Source organism: Mucilaginibacter sp. UYCu711 (genome assembly GCF_050433825.1).
In the GTDB taxonomy this organism is placed as follows: Bacteria; Bacteroidota; Bacteroidia; order Sphingobacteriales; family Sphingobacteriaceae; genus Mucilaginibacter.
This window is the reverse complement of the sequence record NZ_JBNPWM010000005.1, coordinates 236,005-255,743: the sequence shown is the minus strand read 5'-3', so window position 1 is coordinate 255,743 and position 19,739 is coordinate 236,005. Positions and strand designations below refer to the sequence as shown.

Below are 19,739 nucleotides of genomic sequence, written 5' to 3'. Positions count from 1 at the left end.
AAGGAGTGATTGTTAAACTATGTTTTCCATTGCATTGTTATAATTACCCGCACAAGCCGCCCGGTTACAGTTGGCACGATGGTTTAATGCTTCTTGAGCCGCCGGGATGTTTGAATTATCCCCACGCCAGATTTCTAAAGCTGGTTGCTGCAAAGCACGGCCAAACGAAAACGTAAGCGCCCAGGGAAGAACTGCCTTGTATTGCTTATTCATCTGATCAAGGCGGACCGATGCGAGTTCTGCAGATTGTCCGCCTGATAAAAATGCGATGCCCGGGACTGCCGCAGGTACAGCCCCTAACATAAATTTCACAGTATTTTCAGCAACTACCTTTTCAAGATCTTGAACCTTTGCCGCTAACCCTGGCAATATCATGTTAGGTTTAAGCAACATTCCTTCGAGGGAAACATGCTGTTTATAAAGTTGGTCAAAAACGGTGTAGAGTACTTCTTTTGTTACAGCAAGGCATTGTTGTAGGGAATGTGCGCCATCCATCAGCACTTCAGGCTCCACTATAGGAACCAATCCCGCTTCCTGGCATATTGCAGCATATCGGGCCAGTGCATGTGCATTGGCTTCGATGCACCCACGACTGGGGATCCCATTGCCAATCGCCATCACCGCCCGCCATTTGGCAAAACGTACACCTATTGCCCTATATTCAGCAATGCGCGCACGCAAGCCGTCGAGCCCTTCGGTTACTTTCTCGCCGGGAAAACCAGCCAGCGGTTTGGACCCCATGTCTACTTTGATGCCAGGAATAATGCCCCCATCTAATAGGACTTTAATAAATGGGGTTCCATCTGTTTTTTGCTGCCTGATGGTCTCATCAAACAAGATAGCCCCACTGATGCTTTCGCCAAGGCCCGGCGTAGTTACGATCATTTCACGGTAGCTGCGCCGCATTTCAATTGTTTGCGGTATGCCGAGTGCTGCAAAACGTTTATTGCAGGTTCCCACGCTTTCATCCATAGCCAGCAGGCCCTTGTTGTTTGCAACAAGGGCCCGGGCAGTATTTATCAATTGTTCAGTAATCATTGGCTATTATTACTATTCCATTTCCAATTGAGGATCTCTGGCATGTCCATGCCGTGCGCGTCGATAAAGTGCTTATGTTGTATCAACTTATCCTTCATCATTTGTTTCAGGTAATCGCCTTTGGCACCCAGGTTGGGTACTCGGTCAACAACGTCCTGTACCAGGTGAAACCTGTCCAGGTCATTCTGTACCCGCATATCAAAAGGTGTGGTTATCGTGCCCTCTTCCTTATATCCCCGTACATGCAAATTACGGTTGGTACGGCGGTAAGTTAAACGGTGTACCAGCCATGGATAACCATGAAAGCCGAAAACAATATGCTTATCCTTAGTGAATAACGAATCATAATCCTGATCGCTTAAACCATGCGGGTGTTCACTTGCCGATTGCATTTTCATCAAATCGACAACATTAACCACCCGTATTTTTAAATCAGGCAAATGCTCGCGCAGAATGGAAACAGCGGCCAATATTTCCAGTGTCGGCGTGTCGCCGCAACAGCCCATCACCACATCCGGTTCCGATTCCTGGTCATTACTGGCCCATTGCCATATACCAATACCTTCGGTACAGTGGATCACTGCCTCATCGATAGTTAACCATTGCGGCAATGCATGTTTACCCGCGACAACGACGTTTACATAATCCCTGCTGCGGAGGCAATGATCAAAAACAGACAAAAGACAGTTAGCATCGGCCGGTAAATAAACACGAACGATATCTGCTTTTTTATTGATCACATGATCCAAAAACCCCGGGTCTTGGTGCGTAAACCCATTATGATCCTGCTGCCACACATGTGAGGCAAGCAGATAATTCAAAGAAGCGATACTCCGGCGCCACGGAAGCTCCTTAGTTACCTTCAGCCATTTGGCATGCTGGCTGAACATGGAATCGACAATACGGATAAATGCCTCGTAACTATTAAAAAGGCCGTGCCTGCCGGTAAGCAGATAGCCTTCCAGCCAGCCCTCGCATTGATGTTCACTAAGCTGCGAATCTACAATCCGCCCTTCCGGTGCCAAAAACTCATCATATTCAGCTTCCCTTGCATCCCATTGCCGGTTACTGACTTCAAAAACCGCGCTTAATAAGTTTGATAATGTTTCATCCGGGCCAAAAACACGGAAGTTATCCTGGTTAAGTTCTATGACATCCCGCAGAAATTTTCCTAATACCGTGGTGTCTCCAAGTTGTACAGCGCCCGGCGAAACTACATTCACAGCGTGCAAACGAAAATCGGGCATAAGGAGATCTTTTAACAAAAGACCGCCATTGGCGTGAGGGTTCGCACCCATTCTACGATCCCCTTTCGGAGCGAGTTCTGCCAGTTCAGCCATCAACGCACCGTTTTCATCAAACAACTCCTCCGGTTTGTAGCTTTTCATCCAACTTTCCAACTGTGCTACATGATCCGGATGTGCTGCATCTACCAATAGCGGAACCTGGTGAGAGCGAAACGTTCCTTCCACATGTAAACCATCAACCATTTTTGGGCCGGTCCAACCTTTAGGTGATCTCAGGACGATCATTGGCCAGCGTGGCCGGGTGGTATCATTGTTTTCTCTGGCGTTATGTTGGTAGGTTTTAATATCTTCGACTGCCCTATCCAATATCCCAGCCATTAGCTGGTGCATGGTTTCAGGATCGTCGCCTTCTACAAAGTAAGGCGTCCAGCCACAACCTTGCAGGAACTTTTCTAATTCCTCATGTTCAATTCTGGCAAGCAGGGTTGGATTACTAATTTTATACCCATTTAAATGAAGAATAGGCAATACAGCACCGTCGGTGATCGGGTTAAGGAATTTATTTGATTGCCACGCTGTGGCAAGCGGACCTGTCTCAGCCTCTCCGTCGCCAATCACACAGGCTACTATCAAATCGGGATTATCAAAAGCTGCACCAAAAGCGTGGCTAAGTGAATAACCTAACTCGCCCCCTTCATGGATAGATCCCGGTGTAGTGGGTGCAACATGGCTGGAAATACCACCCGGAAAGGAAAACTGGGTGAAGAATTTCTTCAATCCGGCTTCATCTTTGGTAATAGCCGGATAAACTTCGCTCCAGGTGCCTTCCAGGAAAACATTGCCCACGATGGCAGGGCCGCCATGTCCCGGGCCGGCAACATAAAACATATCCAGATCGTATTTATTGATGACGCGGTTTAAATGCACATAAATAAAATTTTGACCGGGGGTTGTTCCCCAATGCCCAACAACAAGTGGCTTTACATGCGCTAATTTTAAAGGCTCCCTCAACAGCGGGTTATCATATAAATAAATTTGTCCGACAGAAAGATAATTGGCTGCCCTCCAATAGGCATTCATCTTTTGCAATAATTCAGTCGATAATGTATCAACCTCGGGGTTGTTTAATACTGATTCCATTTTATTTATGTTTAATGTTGTAATTCAAAGTAGTACATACTGACCTCGCGATCATTAATTCTTCGTTGGTTTTGATCACCTTGACCAATACCTTGCTGGCATCGGTTGAAAGTACCTTATCGTTATTTGTATTTTTTTTCTCATCCAGCTCAATACCAAAAAATTGGAGCCCCCTGCATATTCGCTCCCTTATCTCGGGTGCGTGTTCGCCAATACCGCCCGAAAATATCAGCGTATCTAAACCGCCAAGCACAGCAGTAAACGCACCTATCCATTTGATACACTGGTAGCAAAAAAAATCAATGGCCTTAGCAGCACGTTTATCTTGATGTTGTATTTGAAGTAATCGCTGCATGTTGGCCGTAGTTTCCGAAATCCCTATTAAACCTGATTCATGATTGACCAGATGGTTAAATTGCCCGGGAGTAAGCTTTTCAAATTTTTGTAAATACCAAGCTACGCCCGGATCAAGGTCGCCGGTACGGGTGCTCATCGTTAAGCCCGATGCGGGTGTAAAACCCATGCTGGTATCCACGCTTTTGCCATTCTTTACTGCGACAAGACTTGCACCGCTGCCTAAATGGGCAATAATGATCTTCCCTTTTGCTTTTTCTGCTCCTTCGGTCCGTTTAAATTCTTCAATAAGGTAGGAATAAGATAGACCATGGAATCCATATCGCTTTATTCCCTTATCCCTGTATTTTATCGGGATGGGTATCAATTTGGCAATATCTGGCATTGATGCGTGGAAAGAAGTGTCGAAGCAAGCTACCTGGTGAATATCAGGGTAGTGTTTTCTAAATACTTCGATCAACTTGATTTCGGCAGGCAAATGTTCAGGGTCATAAGGGCTTATGGCCTTGAGTTCTTTCAATAACCTGTCGGTGATCTTTTCTGGTGCAGTATGTTCCATACCCTGTACTATGCGGTGCCCTATTGCCTTCACCCTTATAAATTCTGTTTCCTTTTCCAGCCAGTTGCTCAGCCAACGTCCAGCCGCAGTGTGGTCGGCAACAGGGATGTCAACATGATGCTTAATACGACTTTTTAAGTGTATAAAACTGAGCTTGGCTTTACCACTTCCAATGCCTTCCATTTCGCCGGATAGTAATTGATCAAGCGTATCCTTAATTTCATATAAAGCATATTTTATACTTGAGGAACCTCCATTTATGGTAAGGAGGCAGTCTTTAGTAAGCTTATTCATTAGCACGGAAATAAGGCTTAGTGAGCAAAATGCTGCCGATGTCAAGAAATAAGATATTGATATGATTTTCTTTTTTCATAGGGTATGTCTAATATTAGTTTAGCGCAGCTTAGCTCCAAAGTTATACGCGGCCTGTCGATAAAAATTTGATGATCAATACATTATTTGATGATCTTGGTCATATAAACTTATTCATAACCACTTTTAATTATCGTTTGGATCATTTTGAAACGCCCGTTGGGTTTAATAAAATGAGAAAGATGTGCCGGAAGAATCATACCCTGTCCTGTATTCAAAAGATTGGAAACACCGTCAATAACAAACTCTGCCTCACCCTCAATTATTTGCACAAAAGCATCAAATGGCGAGGTTTTTTCAGTCAACCCCTCGCCGCTATCGAACGACATCATACTAATATTGCCTGTGGATTTTTTGATGATCGTTTTAATCACTACAGCATTGGGCACATATTCGATGATCTCGACAATGATGTGCGACTTAGCCTTTTCAATCTCTGTGCTTTCAGGATTATATTCAATGCGTTTTTTGTTCATGGTCAAGCATATTATGGTGCTTTGTGAAGCACCTATCAAGCCCTAATAGTTAAAATCAATAAAACAGGTCAATTGCAGTTCTATTAAGCATGGTAAAGGTGAGGTTATGTCTTTCAGAAGAGTTACATAACTCACCGAATAAGTTACATTATTCACACCTCCACATTAACTTTCTCGTATTCTCACAACCTATAGCGATATTTAACTTTTCAAAATGAAACATTAAGCTATGTTTCTGCTTCTACTCATGTGATCGGTACAAAACAGCTTTATCAAGTAGCTGAATTCTCTCTTCATTATCTTAGTCAGATAACTATCTAACCGGCTCAAATAATCAACAGGTAATATCATGAAGCTCTACGTTAGGAATATGGTATGCATTCGTTGCAAAATGATTGTCAGGCAAGAGCTTAAAAAACTTTCCCTACATTGTGTTATTGTGGAGTTAGGGGAAATAGAAATACTGGGGAATATTTCTAAGATTCAAATTGATAAACTTAATGCAGCCCTTTTAAAATATGGCTTAGAGTTAATGGATAGCAGAAAAAGCATCCTGATAGAGAAGATTAAAAAAGTAATAGTGGAGCTTATCCATTACACTGATGAGCCGGAAAAGATAAATTTCTCTGATCACTTAAGCGAAAAGTTAAACCATAACTATACCTACCTGGCTAACTTATTTTCAGAAACAGTAGGTATAAACATTGAGCACTATATCATAACCCACAAAATTGAGCGTGTAAAAGAATTGTTAGTTTATGATGAGTTGTCTCTTACAGAGATTTCTTATAAACTACATTATAGCAGCGTAGCGCATTTATCTAATCAATTTAAAAAGATAACCGGTTTAACCCCGTCGCACTTTAAAAAGTTAAAGGTACACAGGTGTAAAGGCATTGTAAACCCAGGCTGATTGATATTCAATATCAATTGATGTGCGTATCGTTAAATCCAGTATAATTACTGAAAAATAATATAACTACTTAAATACAAGATTTAAATAAGTTTTTCAAGTACCGCTAATTAAATTGTCTATTCATTAATTGCATGATTATTCTAAAAGTTGTATCTTTATCTTTATAAGATTTGCAATTAATCTGTACTCAAAAAAAGTGGTGAGTGTTTCGGTGAGTAAGAAAATAAGCCATTGTAAAATATTGAATATCAGCGCGGTACAAGGGTAATACAAATCCCTCCGGCTCCACGATTACAGCCTCAAAACAGGCCAAAACGCTATAAAACCCGGTTTTATAGCGTTTTTTTATGAATTATACCTCAAAAGAAGTCAAAAATGCTCTACGTTCTGGCAGCGCCCCGGGCGGCAAATCCAGCCAATAGCATCCAGGCAAAAATCATTTTGATTAACCTTTTCATGATCATCAATTTATTACTCAAAGTTGAGTTGAATATGGTTAATAAATAATAACGGAGATCACGTCAATTATTAATACCGGGCATACTTAGTCGTGTTCAAAGAGCCATCTAAATGGTTTCACTTTATTTTGAGGTTTTAATCCATACTGTTTAATACTCTTTGTTAAAATAAGCTGTACCGCCTCATCAATATCATCCGTTACTAAATAAAGGCGCGTATCATTCTCGCTGATAGTACCGTTATTTTTCATCGTTTCTATATAATTGATAAGGTTCTGGTGGTATTTTTTGCCAAATATAATAACAGGGAAATCTTTTATTGTATGGGTTTGGATAAGTGTTAATGCCTCAAAATATTCGTCCATAGTACCATAGCCGCCCGGCATCACCACAAACGCAAACGAATATTTAACCAATAATACTTTCCGCAGGAAAAAGTGTCGCATATAAACCCATTTATCCAGGTAAGCGTTGGGCTGTTGCTCAACCGGTAATTGTATATTGCATCCTACTGATCGCCCACCAACATCTTTTGCACCCCGGTTGGCCGCTTCCATTAATCCAGGACCACCGCCCGTTAATATGGTAAAGCCTAATTTGGCAAAGGCGGCTGCCGCCTTTCGGGTTAATTCGTAATAAGGGTGATCCTCCTTAAATCTGGCCGAACCAAATACGGTAATACATGGCCCAATAAAATGCAGCGCTCTAAGGCCCTGCATTAAATCAATTATGGTTTTAAATGTAAACTTCAGTTCTTTTAGCCGGGATTGCGGACCGTCTAAAAACTGTATATCAGAACCATCTGCCATAATTTTAGTTAGGTTTGGCAATTTCTAAAACAACACGTCCCTCAATTTCTCCTTTTTTCATTTGGTCAAATACTTCGTTAATGTTTTCCAGTTTTGTGGGGTGTACAGTCGCTTTAACTTTACCTTCTACCGCAAACTCTATTGCTTCCTGCATATCCTTTCTTGTCCCTACTATTGATCCCCTAACGGTGAATCTATTCAGCACAGTTTCAAATATGGGCAAGTCAAAGCTCCCTTTAGGCAAACCATTTAATGCGATAGTACCTTTTCGCCTTAAAACTGATAAGCCTTGTTTAAACGCAATTGGAGATGGCGCGGTAACCAATACCCCGTGCATGCCACCTGTTTCTTTCTTTAAAAACTCTCCGGGGTCTTGTTCCCTGGCGTTTACCACCAATTCTGCCCCCAAGCTCTTAGCAAGGTTCAGTTTATCGTCAGATACATCAATAGCGGCTATGTGCAGCCCCATTGCTTTGGCGTATTGTACAGCCAGATGGCCCAAGCCGCCAATGCCTGATATAGCAACCCATTCGCCAGGTTTTGCTTCTGTTTCTTTTAAGCCTTTATATACGGTTACACCGGCACAGATAATTGGTGCCATTGCTGTAAAGTCTATACTTTGCGGGAAATGAGCAACGTATCTTGAGTCGGCCACTACATATTCTGCAAACCCGCCATCTACACTGTAACCTCCATTTTGTTGCGTATCGCACAGTGTTTCCCAACCGGTTATGCAAAACTCGCAACAGCCGCAGGCGCTGTATAACCAGGGGACCCCTACTATATCACCTTCTTTAACATTTTTAACGCCACGGCCCAATGCAACAACATAACCCAGCGCTTCATGACCCGGTATCAAAGGCATTTTTGCCTGTACCGGCCAATCACCCTCACAAGCATGCAAATCGGTATGGCATACCCCGCAAGCAATTACTTTAACCAATATTTGATTTTCGCCGGGCTCTTTAACCGGCATTTCTTCTATTTGCAATGGTGCACCAAACTGTTGTATCACAGCTGCTTTCATTTTTTTAGGTATCATGGCATTAATGATTTATGTAATGCAACAAAGATTGCCAGATCAACTAACCTAAAAAATGACAGCAATCATATAAATAAATGATTGGCCGACCCGTAATATGGTCATAATTAAAAAATGATCATCGTCACTTTTTCAATTGAAAAATATTATATTTTCTGTGACACACATTGTTGATATTTGTGACAACTATCATATATCAGGATATATTTAACTATGGAAAATGCCGCGCTTTTAAATGCTATTATCCAAAACGCTATTGATGGCATTATTACCATTGATGAAAGAGGAAAAATAGAGACTATTAACCCGGCAGCTTGCAAACTATTTTTATATGCCCCCCAGGAAGTAATAGGCAACAATGTATCTATGTTGATGCCCCCCCCTGATAGAGATCAACATGATGAATATATTAACCGTTACCAACGTACGCATAAACCTCATATAATCGGAACCGGCCGTGAAGTAACCGGCCTTCGGAAAGACGGCACGCGTTTTCCGTTTAGGTTGGCTGTCAGTGAAGTACAGTATTCAGGCCGTAAAATTTTCACGGGTTTTATTCATGACCTTAGCTTACAAAAAGAAGCCGAAGAGCAACTTAAAGAATACGCTATACATTTGGAGGAACTGGTAGAAGAACGTACCTTATCGTTACGCCACTCGCTTGAAGAGTTGCAACATGCAAAAGAAGAGGTCAGTCAGTCTTTAGAAAAAGAAAAAGAGCTGGGTCAGTTAAAAAGCAGGTTTGTATCTATGGCATCGCACGAGTTTAGAACACCTTTAAGTGCAGTGCAGCTATCGGCCTCATTGATTGATAAATATGCTGCCCCGTTTGACAGCCCCAATATTACCAAACACGTGGCACGAATAAAAAGTGCCGTAGGAAACCTTACGACTATATTAAACGACTTCCTGTCTTTAGAAAAATTAGAAGCCGGCAAGGTTGAACCGGCATTTAATAGTTTTGATCTGGTTAAGCTATCCGAAGAGATAACCGAAGAAATGCAAATGGTTGCCAAGCAAAACCAAAACATTATATACCAGCACACCGGGATAAACAGCATCATCACGCTTGATCAAAACCTCTTAAAAAATTGCATACTCAATCTAATTGCCAATGCAATAAAATACTCGGGCGAAAACACCTTTATTGAGTTTAACACAGAAGTAAATGATGATAGCTGTATCATAACCGTAAGGGACAATGGTATAGGTATCCCGGAAACAGATCAAAAACATTTATTTGAAGCATTTTTCCGTGCGCACAACACCGGTAATATCCCTGGCACCGGGTTAGGCCTTAATATAGTTGCCCGTTATGCCGATTTAATGAATGGCAAAGTGGATTTTAAAAGTGATGTTAACCAAGGGACAATATTTACCATATCATTTCCAATATTATGAGTAAAAAAGTACTGATTATTGAAGATAATAACGAGATCCGCGAAAACATAGTTGAAATACTTGAGTTAGCCGGATATGAAGTTTTTGCCGCACACAACGGCAAAATTGGCGTAGACCTGGCTATCAAAAATTTGCCTGATATTATATTATGCGATATTATGATGCCCGAACTGGATGGTTACGGCGTTTTATATATGCTTAATAAATCGCCGGAAGCCGCAGCCATACCGTTTATATTTTTAACAGCAAAGGCCGAGCGTGTTGATTTACGAAAAGCGATGGAAATGGGTGCGGATGACTACCTGACCAAGCCCTTTGACGATATGGAACTATTAAATGCCATTGAAAGCCGCTTGAAAAAGAAGGAGGCGCAACAAGCGTTCTATAGCAAATCATTAGACAACTTAGGTATGCTTATAGCCAAAAATGACGGGCTTACTGAATTGAAAAAAATAATCCAGGAACGCAAGATAAGGCAGTTTAAGAAAAACCAGGTTATTTATTACGAAGGTGATAAAGGTAACGGCCTTTACCTGCTAATAAATGGGAGTGTTAAAACCATTAAACTGGCTGAAGACGGACGCGAACTAATGACCGGCATGTACGGGCCGGATGCATATCTGGGCATAAACGCTATGTTAGCCAATGAAGACTATGCTGATACTGCAACAGCTTTAGAGGATAGTTTACTTTGCCTTATTCCAAAAGACCAACTGGAGCAACTATTAAATATGTACCCGGCTGTTGCCCGCGAGTTTATAAAACTCTTATCAAATGATATCCGCGAGAAAGAGGAGCAGTTGTTACAACTAGCTTATCACTCCGTCAGAAAACGGATGGCAGAAGCTATGGTTCGTTTATCGCGGCAGCATGTTACCGAGGGCGGTGCTTTCAAAATATCAAGAGAAGACCTGGCTGCTATGGCTGGCATGGCTACAGAAACGGTTAGCCGTACATTATCTGATTTTAAGGATGAGGGTTTGATCGATAAAAAGGGTAGCGCTATAACCATACTCGACATTAATCGTCTTGCCAAAATGAAAAACTGACAAAGGTCATTTTTCTTACTGACGCTTCTCATACTATACTCGGGGCAATAGCCATAGTTTTGCCGGATAAAACATATAGCTGATGAAAGCGGTTGCATACAATATAAAGCATTTCGAAAAGGAATTCTTGGCGAAAGCGAACCAAAAAAAACATGATATAACGCTTATAGCTAATCCTTTAGGCATTAACACGGCAATTTATGCAGAAGGCAAAGACGCTGTAATCGTGTTTGCTGACGATGACGTATCGGCGTTGGTAATTGAAAAACTGGCCGGCCTGGGTATAAAATATATAGTTACCCGATCTGCGGGGACGGGACACATAGACACCAAAGCAGCGGCAGCTAAGGGCATTAAGGTGGCAAACATTCCCTTATATCCCACGCAGGAAAACACCACGCTACAGGAATTACAGGATGCTGCAATCCAAACTATTACCAACCTTGACTTATGGCAGGCCAACAAATGTGTCGGCGATGCCTGTGCTTGTGCAAATAACTGCCGGATATTGCCAACAAGTAAAGGTCCGAAGCAATAACTTATATCATGCTTAACTATCTTACAGAAAAGTATAATGTGCCGGCACCGCGCTATACCAGTTACCCCACTATGCCTTATTGGGATACTGAGGCATTTAATTTATCCGGCTGGATAAACAGTGTACAATGGGCCTTTGCAGAATGTAACGACACCGACGGTATCAGCCTGTATATCCATTTGCCATTTTGTGAAGACCTATGTACGTATTGCGGCTGCAATACGCGCATTACAAAAAACCATGGGGTTGAAGTACCTTATATTGCGGCACTGCTGAAAGAGTGGGCCATGTATTGTAAAATGATGGATGGCAAACCAGTTATCCGCGAGATCCATTTGGGCGGTGGTACACCTACATTTTTTAGCGCAAAAAATCTGGAGCTGCTTATTTCCGAAATACTGGAAAATGCAAAAGTACATGCAAAGGCCGAGTTTAGCTTTGAAGCACACCCCGGCAATACAACCGTACAGCACCTGGAAACGCTATACAACCTTGGTTTTAAAAGGATAAGCTTAGGCATACAGGATTTTGACCCCAAAGTGCAATTGATCATTAACCGAAAACAAAGCTTTGAACAGGTAAAAAATGTAACTATTGAGGCCCGGCGAATAGGCTATACTTCTGTTAATTATGACCTGATATACGGACTGCCCCTGCAAACACTTGATGGTTTGGTAAACACCATGAGTATGGTTGCCGGGCTTAAACCTGACAGGATTGCATTTTATAGCTACGCGCATGTACCGTGGATAAAACCCGGGCAACGCAAATTTACAGAGCTTGATCTTCCCAACCCCAAACTAAAAACCAAATTGCATGAAATTGGCCGCAGTTTGTTAAAGGGTTATGGGTACCAGGAAATAGGCATGGACCATTTTGCCATGCCCGGCGACGCCCTTTTAGTAGCACAGGCAAAAGGTAGCCTGCACCGCAACTTTATGGGCTACACTACTCAAAACACGCAATTGCTAATAGGCTTGGGAGTATCGGCAATTAGTGATGCCTGCTATGCCTATGCCCAAAATGTAAAAACGGTTGAAGAATATTTAAAGCTGATAAATGAAGACAAACTACCTGTTGTTAAAGGACATTTATTAACCGGCGATGACCTGATTATACGTAAGCACATTCTGAATATTATGTGCAAAGGCTACACCATCTGGAACCACCATACAGAGCCATGCCCATCACTATTTGATTGTATTGAAAGGCTGCAGCCACTTGCAGACGATGGATTAATTGAGTTAACCTCCTTGGGTGTAAAAGTAACTGAACCGGGTAAGCCGTTTTTACGTAATATTTGTATGGCCCTTGACACTCGCCTATGGATTAATAAACCCGAAACCCAACTATTTAGCATGGCAGTATAAGATACTGCTTATAAACGCACAAAGTCCCGTTGAATAAATTATTCAACGGGACTTTTAATTAGGAGAAAAGGAAATTTATAAAGCAAATATGGCCAGCATTATTAAGTGAGCCAAAAAGCTAACAGCAAATAAATTTAATATGGTGCGTATGCCAGAGCCGCTCATACCGGTTATAATATTGGCGAAAAACAGGCTTAGCGTTACCGCCAATATCAATGTTGGTGCATTAAAATAATAAATAAGCACCGCAGGTAATGGTAAAAATAGTACGCCCTGAAATATAAGCGAAACCATGAACCATAAAGTTTTTCTTTCAGCCTGGCCATCAGTCAATTTCAACCATTTGGCCCAAGTGCCATTGGTTGTTTGATGTGCTGTTTCAGTTGTCCAGTTGTGTTGTGATGATATTTTTATAGTTGCCATAATTAATAATTTTAATACACAAAGATGATGCTTTAGCTACTTTTACGGCATGATTTCAGGCAATATCAAAAGTGATCTTTATCACTAATTGGTAACCACTTTTTTTGCCTATGATAAAATCGTCTGTAATACCGCGTTATCACTATCCGAAATATATCATACATCAACGTATAAAAAAGAATGATAAGCGGTAGAAAGAAAGCGTAGAAATGATAATACCTAAACATATAAGCCCCCGCTAAAGCACCGGTCATAAAGAAAAGGATAATGGCAACCCTTAGTTTTATCTTTGATATTAAAGCGATATTTTCCTGATGTGTATGTTGTAGTAATTGAGCCAACTCAATACCCAAGTCAGTAAAAGTACCGGTAAGATGTGTAGCTCTGACCACCGAGCCCGATACCAGTGAGACCAACGAATTTTGCAGCCCCATTGCAAACAACAAACTGCCTGCAAATATTTCTTTGCCCACTAAACTATTGTCATATTTAAACCCTAAGGTGGCTACGCCCAATAAAATAACCATCTCAATGATGAGAGGGATAGCGTACGAGAAACGCTGGTTACGACCGATCTTCGAAACTATTAGCCCGGAAATAAAAGCCCCCGCCAAAAACAAAAACATCCAAAGGGCAACCACCCTGGCTGTTTTCAGTCCTGCATCGCAATACGCTCTGCAAACAGTGCAGCGTGGCCGGTAACATTGGTCGTTAAAACCGAGAACCCCAAAAAGCCGGCTGAATTTACAAAACCAGCTGTCAAGCCAAGCAATGAAGCTATTTAACATTGTGAGCGTAGGTTCGTTTTGTGCCAAGATGCCTTAACATGATTTTATTTACATATTGTTACTCCTGATTGTTGCTTTGCAGGACTTAAATAAGAGATATTTAAATTCATTCCCCGCAACACAAACCAAAAGCCCAGGCATATCATTAAGTAAGGCATTGCTTTGTTTACTCTTCGCCTAACCAGCGGGCCAATAAAACCCGAACTGATGGTAGCTAATAACATCAAAGGGAAAGTACCGAACCCAAAAAACAGCATAAACATTGCCGCGCTTAATGGCGATGGTGTATTTACCGCGCCTATTAAAGCAATATAAACAAACCCGCACGGTAAAAAGCCATTTAACACACCCACGATAAAATGGCCGGCCTTGTGCCGTAAAGCATAACTCAATATTTTGTTTACAGGTTTAAATAAATCAGAAAAAGCACTATTATGAGCAAGCCGTATTTTTAATAGCCTGGTTATGGCTGCCATAATTACAAGTATACCGGTTAGTATACTCACCCACTGCTGCAAGCCCAATAACCATAGTTGCTTACCTATTAAACCAATCAATAATCCTAAAAGCGAATAGGTGATTATGCGGCCGCTGTTATAAAGCAATTTATCGGCAACTATCAGCCACCAGCGAGTATGGAAAGTGGGTATTGCAAACGCCAGCGGGCCGCACATGCCTATGCAATGTACGCTGCCAAACAGGCCTATGAAAAAACCTATCCAATTAGCACTCATTTTATATAAATATCTTGTTGATACAGGTAGGCTTTATGGTTGCTTATCCAGTCGATAACTAATTTCCATTTGCCTTTTTCTATTGATTTTAGGGGAAGGTAAACCAGCGCATCCGCATGGCTGTCTATTTTAAAAATCTTATCCTGGTATTTGTTTGAAGCACGTACAAATTTTATAGTGCCTACTACCGGATTAGTAAAAGCCATGCACATTATTCCTCTTTTTATAATGATTACCGGCTGTGCATGGTCACTAACAACCTGCTTTTCTTTATTGTAATCCTTGTTAAAAGACAACCCTTTCTCGTAGTACTCATGATCATAATCATCCTCAGGCAGCAAAAACATATATACACACATGCTAACAATAAACAGCATAAATATTAGCATGCCACCTATAATTCCTTTTCCCCAGTTCATAATTTAATCGTTTACGGGCCCAACAAAAGTTGTGCTTATGGTTTGTATAATTTTGCTGCCGGTTACCAGCTGCAGTTTTACGTCGGTTTTAAATGCGTGTATTTTTGTTGCCGGTATCATTATAAAAAAAACAGTGTTAGTTTCGTCGCCTTTATTAATAGCGCCGGGCGCTTGTATGTATTTAACCCTTATAGCAGGGTCTTCGGCTTTGATGACTATTTTTTGGATCGTATTGGTTTTGTTGATTACCTCGGCTGTATAAATATTGCTAATGTAACCGCCTGGCTGCGCCTGGTAAAGCGTCCCTGCACTACGCATTACCGTCATGTTTAAATCTGTACGGCTAAATATAAAATAGCATAAAACACTTATCAGTACTATAATTACAGCCGCATATCCTTTCATCCTACCAGTAAAGGATGCCTTAGTCTGCGCATGTATCATATTCTCAGAAAAGTAGCCGATAAGGTTCCTGGGTTTATTTATCTTGTCCATTACGTGGTCGCAGGCATCAATACACATCGTACAGTTTATACATTCGATCTGGGTACCGTTGCGGATATCTATCCCGGTAGGACAAACGGAGACGCATAGGCCACAGTCTACACAATCGCCTTTTGGTATAAACGGATCCGCAACCCGCATTAGCTTTCCGCGCGGCTCTCCCCTTACATCGTTATAAGCCACCACCAGGGTATCCTTATCAATTAAAACGCTTTGTAGCCTGCCATAAGGGCAAATAACGGTGCAAACCAACTCGCGTACCTGGCTATATACTAAATAAAATATAATTGTAAAAACCCAAATGCTTGCAAAGCCCACCCAATGGCGCCATACCGGCTCAGTAATTATTTTGATCAAGTTTTCGCTTCCGGTAAGGTAGGCCAGGAAAGTGTTGGCGATCAAAAATGAAACTATAAGAAAAAGTACATGCTTTGCAGTCTTTTTAAACAGTTTATCGTTTGTCCATGGCCCGGCATCCAGCTTTTTACGTTTGTTGGCATCCCCCTCTATCCAAATCTCTATTTTACGAAAAACCATCTCCATAAAAATGGTTTGCGGGCAAATCCAGCCGCAAAAGATCCGGCCAAAGGCTAACGTAAACAGTACAACGCATACTATAAACACCAGCGAGGCCAGCATAAACAGGAATATATCCTGCGGCCAAAACGCCTGCCCCAATATTACAAAATGCTTGTTAACAAAATCAAGCAGTAAAAATGGCTGTCCACCTATCCGCAAAAAAGGCCCGGTAAAAAAGAAGATTAAATAGGCGTAACTAAGCCAATTACGCCATTTGTAATATATACCTTTACGTATAAGCGGGTATTGCCATTTCCTCTCCCCCGATCCGCTCCCTGCAATTAACCCGCTCATATTTTTTTACTTTGATGCCAGTTTATCATCTGTTTCTTTAGCACCCTGCGGCTCTTTGGCTCCGGCAGGGTTAGTATCATGCAGTGATTTTACATAGTTGGAAACATCAGCTATTTGTTTGGGCGACAACACTTTCTCCCAGGTAGGCATACCTTTAGCTGCCACCCCATATTTTATTGTTTTAAACAGATCGTTTATTTTGTTGCCGTGTAACCAGTAATCATCCGTTAAATTAGGACCAACCACACCTTGCGCATGTTCGCCATGGCAGGCGGCGCAATTGGCTTTAAATATACCCTGGCCAGCAGCAATAACTGCGGGATCTGAAACCAGCTTTACCGTATTTTCATCAACCCGGTTAGCGCTTTTACTTAAAAATGCCTGTTTAGCTATATCGGCTTGTTTTACTTCTGTTTGATACTCCTGGTACTGTAACTGGCCGGTGTGAAACACATGGTAATTAAGCAGGTAACCGACGGCAAAAATTATAGTGCCGTAAAAAAGGTACATGAACCAAGCCGGGGTTGGGTTATCCAATTCCTGGATGCCGTCATATTCATGCTCCATTATCATATCTTTTTCTTCGGATAACGGGCGCAATGACATTAGTTTTGTCCAAACCTCACCTTTTGGTCTTTTGGTTACCGTTTGCAGTGTAGGCTTAATTTCTGCCTCAGGTGTCGTATAACCTTCATACTTTAAAATTATCCGTGCCAGCATTTTGGTGGTTTTTAACAATACCAGCAAAACAACAGTTAAAATCAACAACATAAATGCGATAGCCCCATAACCAATATAGTTCATTGCATCGGCAGCTATAAGGCCATCACCAGCAGCGTAACTGGGTACCGCCATACAGATGGATAGAAATAATAAAATAACGACGCGATATTTCATTGTTGTGAGGTTTTAGATGGATCAATCAGGTTATCATTTAAAGGCATTTGGCTCATATGATCTACATGCGGTTTACGTATGCGGATAAGCATAATGGCGACCACAATAAAGAATAATAAAAATATACAGAGTGAGAAAAGCAGGTAAGCTTGGTTACCCGAGATGTTTTCTGTGAATTGTTTAAACATGGTGTGAATTATTTAGTGGTTTTATTAGCTTTTATATCCATGCCTAACCTTTGCAGGTAAGCTACTATGGCTATAACTTCTTTATTACTTTTTACTTTGATGTGGTCTTTTGCCAGGTCTGCAGCAATACCTTTTGCCTGTTTATCCAGGTCGGCATTTGCCTGATTTTCATATCCGGCAGGATACGGAACACCCAACGTACGCATTGCATTTATTTTAGCCTTTGTAGTAGTGGTATCAAGCGATTGTGTTAACAACCAGCTATACTCAGGCATAATACTTCCAGGTGACATTAAGCGAGGATCCATTAAGTGATTATAATGCCAGGCGTTACCATACTTACCGCCTATCCGCGCCAGATCCGGCCCGGTACGTTTTGAGCCCCACAAGAACGGGTGGTCATAAACAAACTCGCCGGCTTTACTGTACTCGCCGTAACGCTCTGTTTCAGACCTGAACGGCCTAACCGTTTGCGAATGGCAGTTAGAGCAGCCTTCTCTTATATACAAATCACGCCCCTGCAACTCAAGCGATGTATAAGGTTTTACGCTGGCTATAGTGGGGATATTGGATGATATTGTTAGCGTAGGCATCAGCTCAATAAAAGTTCCAATCAATATCACAAACAGTGCTGCCACCATTAGCTGTATAGGTTTGCGCTCCAACCTACGATGCCAGGCAGATTCTCTTGCGATTGTATGTAGTGGCTCAAGCGGCATGGCTTGTGCGGCTTCATTAGCAACCAAACTGCCCTGACTGGCTGTTTTTAAAAGGTTATAAGCCATTACAATTACGCCTAATAAATACATTGCACCACCAACCGATCGCATGACATGCATTGGCAGTATCTGCAAAGTAGTTTCCAGGAAGTTGGGATATTTCAACATCCCCTCAGGCGTAAATTCTTTCAGCATCAGGCTTTGGGTAAACCCGGCCCAATACATTGGCACGGCATAAAAAATTATACCAAGGGTACCAATCCAAAAGTGGAACGATGCCAGTTTTTTGGAGAAAAGTTCCGTTTTATAAATTCGTGGTATCAGCCAGTATAAAACCGCAAAGGTTAAAAAGCCGTTCCAGCCCAAAGCGCCTACGTGTACGTGGGCAACTATCCAGTCGCTAAAATGGGCAATGCTGTTTATTTGTTTTAACGATAACATTGGCCCTTCAAAAGTGGCCATACCATAGGCGGTTAATGCTACTACCATAAACTTAAGGATAACATCATCCCTAACTTTATCCCAGGCGCCACGTAAGGTTAAAAGGCCGTTTATCATACCGCCCCAGCTTGGTGCTATCAGCATGATAGAAAACGCCACACCTAATGATTGTGCCCAACCCGGTAAAGTGGTGTATAACAAATGATGAGGGCCGGCCCAGATATATATAAATATCAACGCCCAAAAGTGTAGGATACTTAACTTATAAGAGTATACGGGCCTGTTTGCCATTTTAGGCAGGAAGTAATACATCATACCTAAATATGGTGTGGTCAGGAAAAAAGCTACCGCGTTATGCCCATACCACCATTGTACCAATGCATCCTGCACCCCGGCGTAAACCATATAGCTTTTAAATGCGGATACCGGCAGCTCGAACGAATTAACAATATGCAATACAGCAATAGTTACAAACGTGGCTATGTAAAACCATATGGCCACATATAAGTGGCGCTCGCGGCGCTTAAATATAGTACCGAACATATTGATACCAAACACTACCCATATGATGGTGATAGCTATATCTATGGGCCATTCAAGCTCTGCATATTCATGCGAGGTTGTTAAGCCCAATGGCAAGGTAATTACTGCCGAAACAATGATAAGCTGCCAGCCCCAAAAATGTATTTTACTCAAAGCATCGCTAAACATCCGGGCCTTAAGCAGCCGTTGAAGGGAGTAATATACCCCCATAAAAATTGCGTTGCCCACAAATGCGAAAACTACTGCATTGGTATGCAGCGGCCGAATACGGCCAAAGGTGGTGTACTGGTTGTGCATATTGGCATCGGGATGATAAAGTTGTATGGCCGCGATTAACCCCACAGTCATACCAATAATACCCCATAACACGGTAGCTATACCAAAGTCACGGACGATTTTGTTGTCGTAATAAAATTTTTCAGGCTGCATATTAAAGTGTCT

General features: G+C 41.8%; 19 protein-coding genes. 5 read left to right on the top strand and 14 right to left on the bottom strand.

Features of this window, described 5'->3' with window-relative positions; genetic code table 11:
* Positions 1 to 12: 12 nt before the first annotated feature.
* The 4 genes from ABIB50_RS12650 to ABIB50_RS12635 all read right to left on the bottom strand — a co-directional run bounded on the left by ABIB50_RS12650 (position 13) and on the right by ABIB50_RS12635 (position 5,186).
* Positions 13 to 1,038, bottom strand: a complete 1,026-nt coding sequence (locus tag ABIB50_RS12650) for a class I fructose-bisphosphate aldolase (RefSeq protein WP_429380095.1) — start codon at positions 1,036 to 1,038, stop codon at positions 13 to 15.
* Positions 1,035 to 3,425, bottom strand: coding sequence for a phosphoketolase family protein (locus ABIB50_RS12645; protein ID WP_429380094.1), 2,391 nt, complete (start codon positions 3,423 to 3,425; stop codon positions 1,035 to 1,037). Before ABIB50_RS12645 ends, ABIB50_RS12650 begins: the two co-directional genes overlap by 4 nt.
* A gap of 1 nt (position 3,426) precedes the next feature.
* Positions 3,427 to 4,632 carry an acetate/propionate family kinase gene (locus tag ABIB50_RS12640; RefSeq protein ID WP_429380093.1) on the bottom strand — a complete coding sequence of 402 codons (1,206 nt, stop codon included), beginning with the start codon at positions 4,630 to 4,632 and terminating at the stop codon, positions 3,427 to 3,429.
* A gap of 188 nt (positions 4,633 to 4,820) precedes the next feature.
* Positions 4,821 to 5,186 (bottom strand): cupin domain-containing protein, encoded by a 366-nt coding sequence (locus tag ABIB50_RS12635; protein WP_429380092.1) that lies wholly within the window; start codon positions 5,184 to 5,186, stop codon positions 4,821 to 4,823.
* Between the two features lie 349 nt (positions 5,187 to 5,535).
* Between ABIB50_RS12635 and ABIB50_RS12630 the strand changes: the two genes are divergently transcribed.
* On the top strand, positions 5,536 to 6,099 hold the full coding sequence (locus ABIB50_RS12630; RefSeq protein WP_429380091.1) for a helix-turn-helix domain-containing protein: 564 nt from the start codon (positions 5,536 to 5,538) through the stop codon (positions 6,097 to 6,099).
* Positions 6,100 to 6,646: 547 nt separating this feature from the next.
* Here ABIB50_RS12630 and ABIB50_RS12625 read toward each other — a convergent pair.
* Together ABIB50_RS12625 and adhP are read right to left on the bottom strand one after the other, a co-directional pair.
* A complete protein-coding gene (locus ABIB50_RS12625) occupies positions 6,647 to 7,369 on the bottom strand; it encodes a TIGR00730 family Rossman fold protein (protein WP_429380090.1) in 723 nt (240 codons plus the stop codon).
* Between the two features lie 4 nt (positions 7,370 to 7,373).
* Positions 7,374 to 8,411, bottom strand: a complete 1,038-nt coding sequence (gene adhP / locus ABIB50_RS12620) for an alcohol dehydrogenase AdhP (protein ID WP_429380089.1) — start codon at positions 8,409 to 8,411, stop codon at positions 7,374 to 7,376.
* A 213-nt stretch (positions 8,412 to 8,624) separates the two neighbouring features.
* Here adhP and ABIB50_RS12615 point away from each other — a divergent pair, with 213 nt between their 5' ends.
* From ABIB50_RS12615 to hemN, 4 genes are all read left to right on the top strand, one after another.
* Positions 8,625 to 9,812, top strand: coding sequence for a PAS domain-containing sensor histidine kinase (locus ABIB50_RS12615; RefSeq protein ID WP_429380088.1), 1,188 nt, complete (start codon positions 8,625 to 8,627; stop codon positions 9,810 to 9,812).
* Positions 9,809 to 10,861: a response regulator gene (locus ABIB50_RS12610; protein WP_429380087.1), complete on the top strand. Its 1,053-nt coding sequence runs from the start codon at positions 9,809 to 9,811 to the stop codon at positions 10,859 to 10,861. The genes ABIB50_RS12615 and ABIB50_RS12610 overlap by 4 nt, the downstream gene beginning before the upstream one ends.
* 82 nt (positions 10,862 to 10,943) lie before the next feature.
* Positions 10,944 to 11,399: a lactate dehydrogenase gene (locus ABIB50_RS12605; protein WP_429380086.1), complete on the top strand. Its 456-nt coding sequence runs from the start codon at positions 10,944 to 10,946 to the stop codon at positions 11,397 to 11,399.
* Between the two features lie 8 nt (positions 11,400 to 11,407).
* Complete coding sequence (hemN, locus tag ABIB50_RS12600; RefSeq protein ID WP_429380085.1) at positions 11,408 to 12,769, top strand: oxygen-independent coproporphyrinogen III oxidase; 1,362 nt, start codon at positions 11,408 to 11,410, stop codon at positions 12,767 to 12,769.
* A 75-nt stretch (positions 12,770 to 12,844) separates the two neighbouring features.
* On the opposite strand, the gene ABIB50_RS12595 is transcribed toward hemN, so the two are convergent.
* From ABIB50_RS12595 to ccoN, 8 genes are all read right to left on the bottom strand, one after another.
* The gene (locus tag ABIB50_RS12595; protein ID WP_429380084.1) at positions 12,845 to 13,192 is read right to left on the bottom strand and encodes a hypothetical protein; all 348 of its coding nucleotides are present in this window, start codon (positions 13,190 to 13,192) and stop codon (positions 12,845 to 12,847) included.
* 65 nt (positions 13,193 to 13,257) lie between these two features.
* Entirely contained in the window at positions 13,258 to 14,007 is a 750-nt protein-coding gene (locus tag ABIB50_RS12590) for a YoaK family protein (protein WP_429380083.1), read from the bottom strand.
* A 17-nt stretch (positions 14,008 to 14,024) separates the two neighbouring features.
* Positions 14,025 to 14,714, bottom strand: a complete 690-nt coding sequence (locus ABIB50_RS12585; RefSeq protein WP_429380082.1) for a sulfite exporter TauE/SafE family protein — start codon at positions 14,712 to 14,714, stop codon at positions 14,025 to 14,027.
* Entirely contained in the window at positions 14,711 to 15,133 is a 423-nt protein-coding gene (locus ABIB50_RS12580) for a FixH family protein (RefSeq protein WP_429380081.1), read from the bottom strand. The genes ABIB50_RS12585 and ABIB50_RS12580 overlap by 4 nt, the downstream gene beginning before the upstream one ends.
* Positions 15,134 to 15,136: 3 nt before the next feature.
* Positions 15,137 to 16,510, bottom strand: a complete 1,374-nt coding sequence (gene ccoG / locus ABIB50_RS12575; protein ID WP_429380080.1) for a cytochrome c oxidase accessory protein CcoG — start codon at positions 16,508 to 16,510, stop codon at positions 15,137 to 15,139.
* Positions 16,511 to 16,516: 6 nt separating this feature from the next.
* A complete protein-coding gene (locus ABIB50_RS12570; protein WP_429380079.1) occupies positions 16,517 to 17,407 on the bottom strand; it encodes a cbb3-type cytochrome c oxidase N-terminal domain-containing protein in 891 nt (296 codons plus the stop codon).
* Positions 17,404 to 17,595 carry a hypothetical protein gene (locus ABIB50_RS12565; RefSeq protein ID WP_429380078.1) on the bottom strand — a complete coding sequence of 64 codons (192 nt, stop codon included), beginning with the start codon at positions 17,593 to 17,595 and terminating at the stop codon, positions 17,404 to 17,406. The genes ABIB50_RS12570 and ABIB50_RS12565 overlap by 4 nt, the downstream gene beginning before the upstream one ends.
* An 8-nt stretch (positions 17,596 to 17,603) precedes the next feature.
* On the bottom strand, positions 17,604 to 19,727 hold the full coding sequence (ccoN, locus tag ABIB50_RS12560; RefSeq protein WP_429380077.1) for a cytochrome-c oxidase, cbb3-type subunit I: 2,124 nt from the start codon (positions 19,725 to 19,727) through the stop codon (positions 17,604 to 17,606).
* Positions 19,728 to 19,739 lie beyond the last annotated feature (12 nt).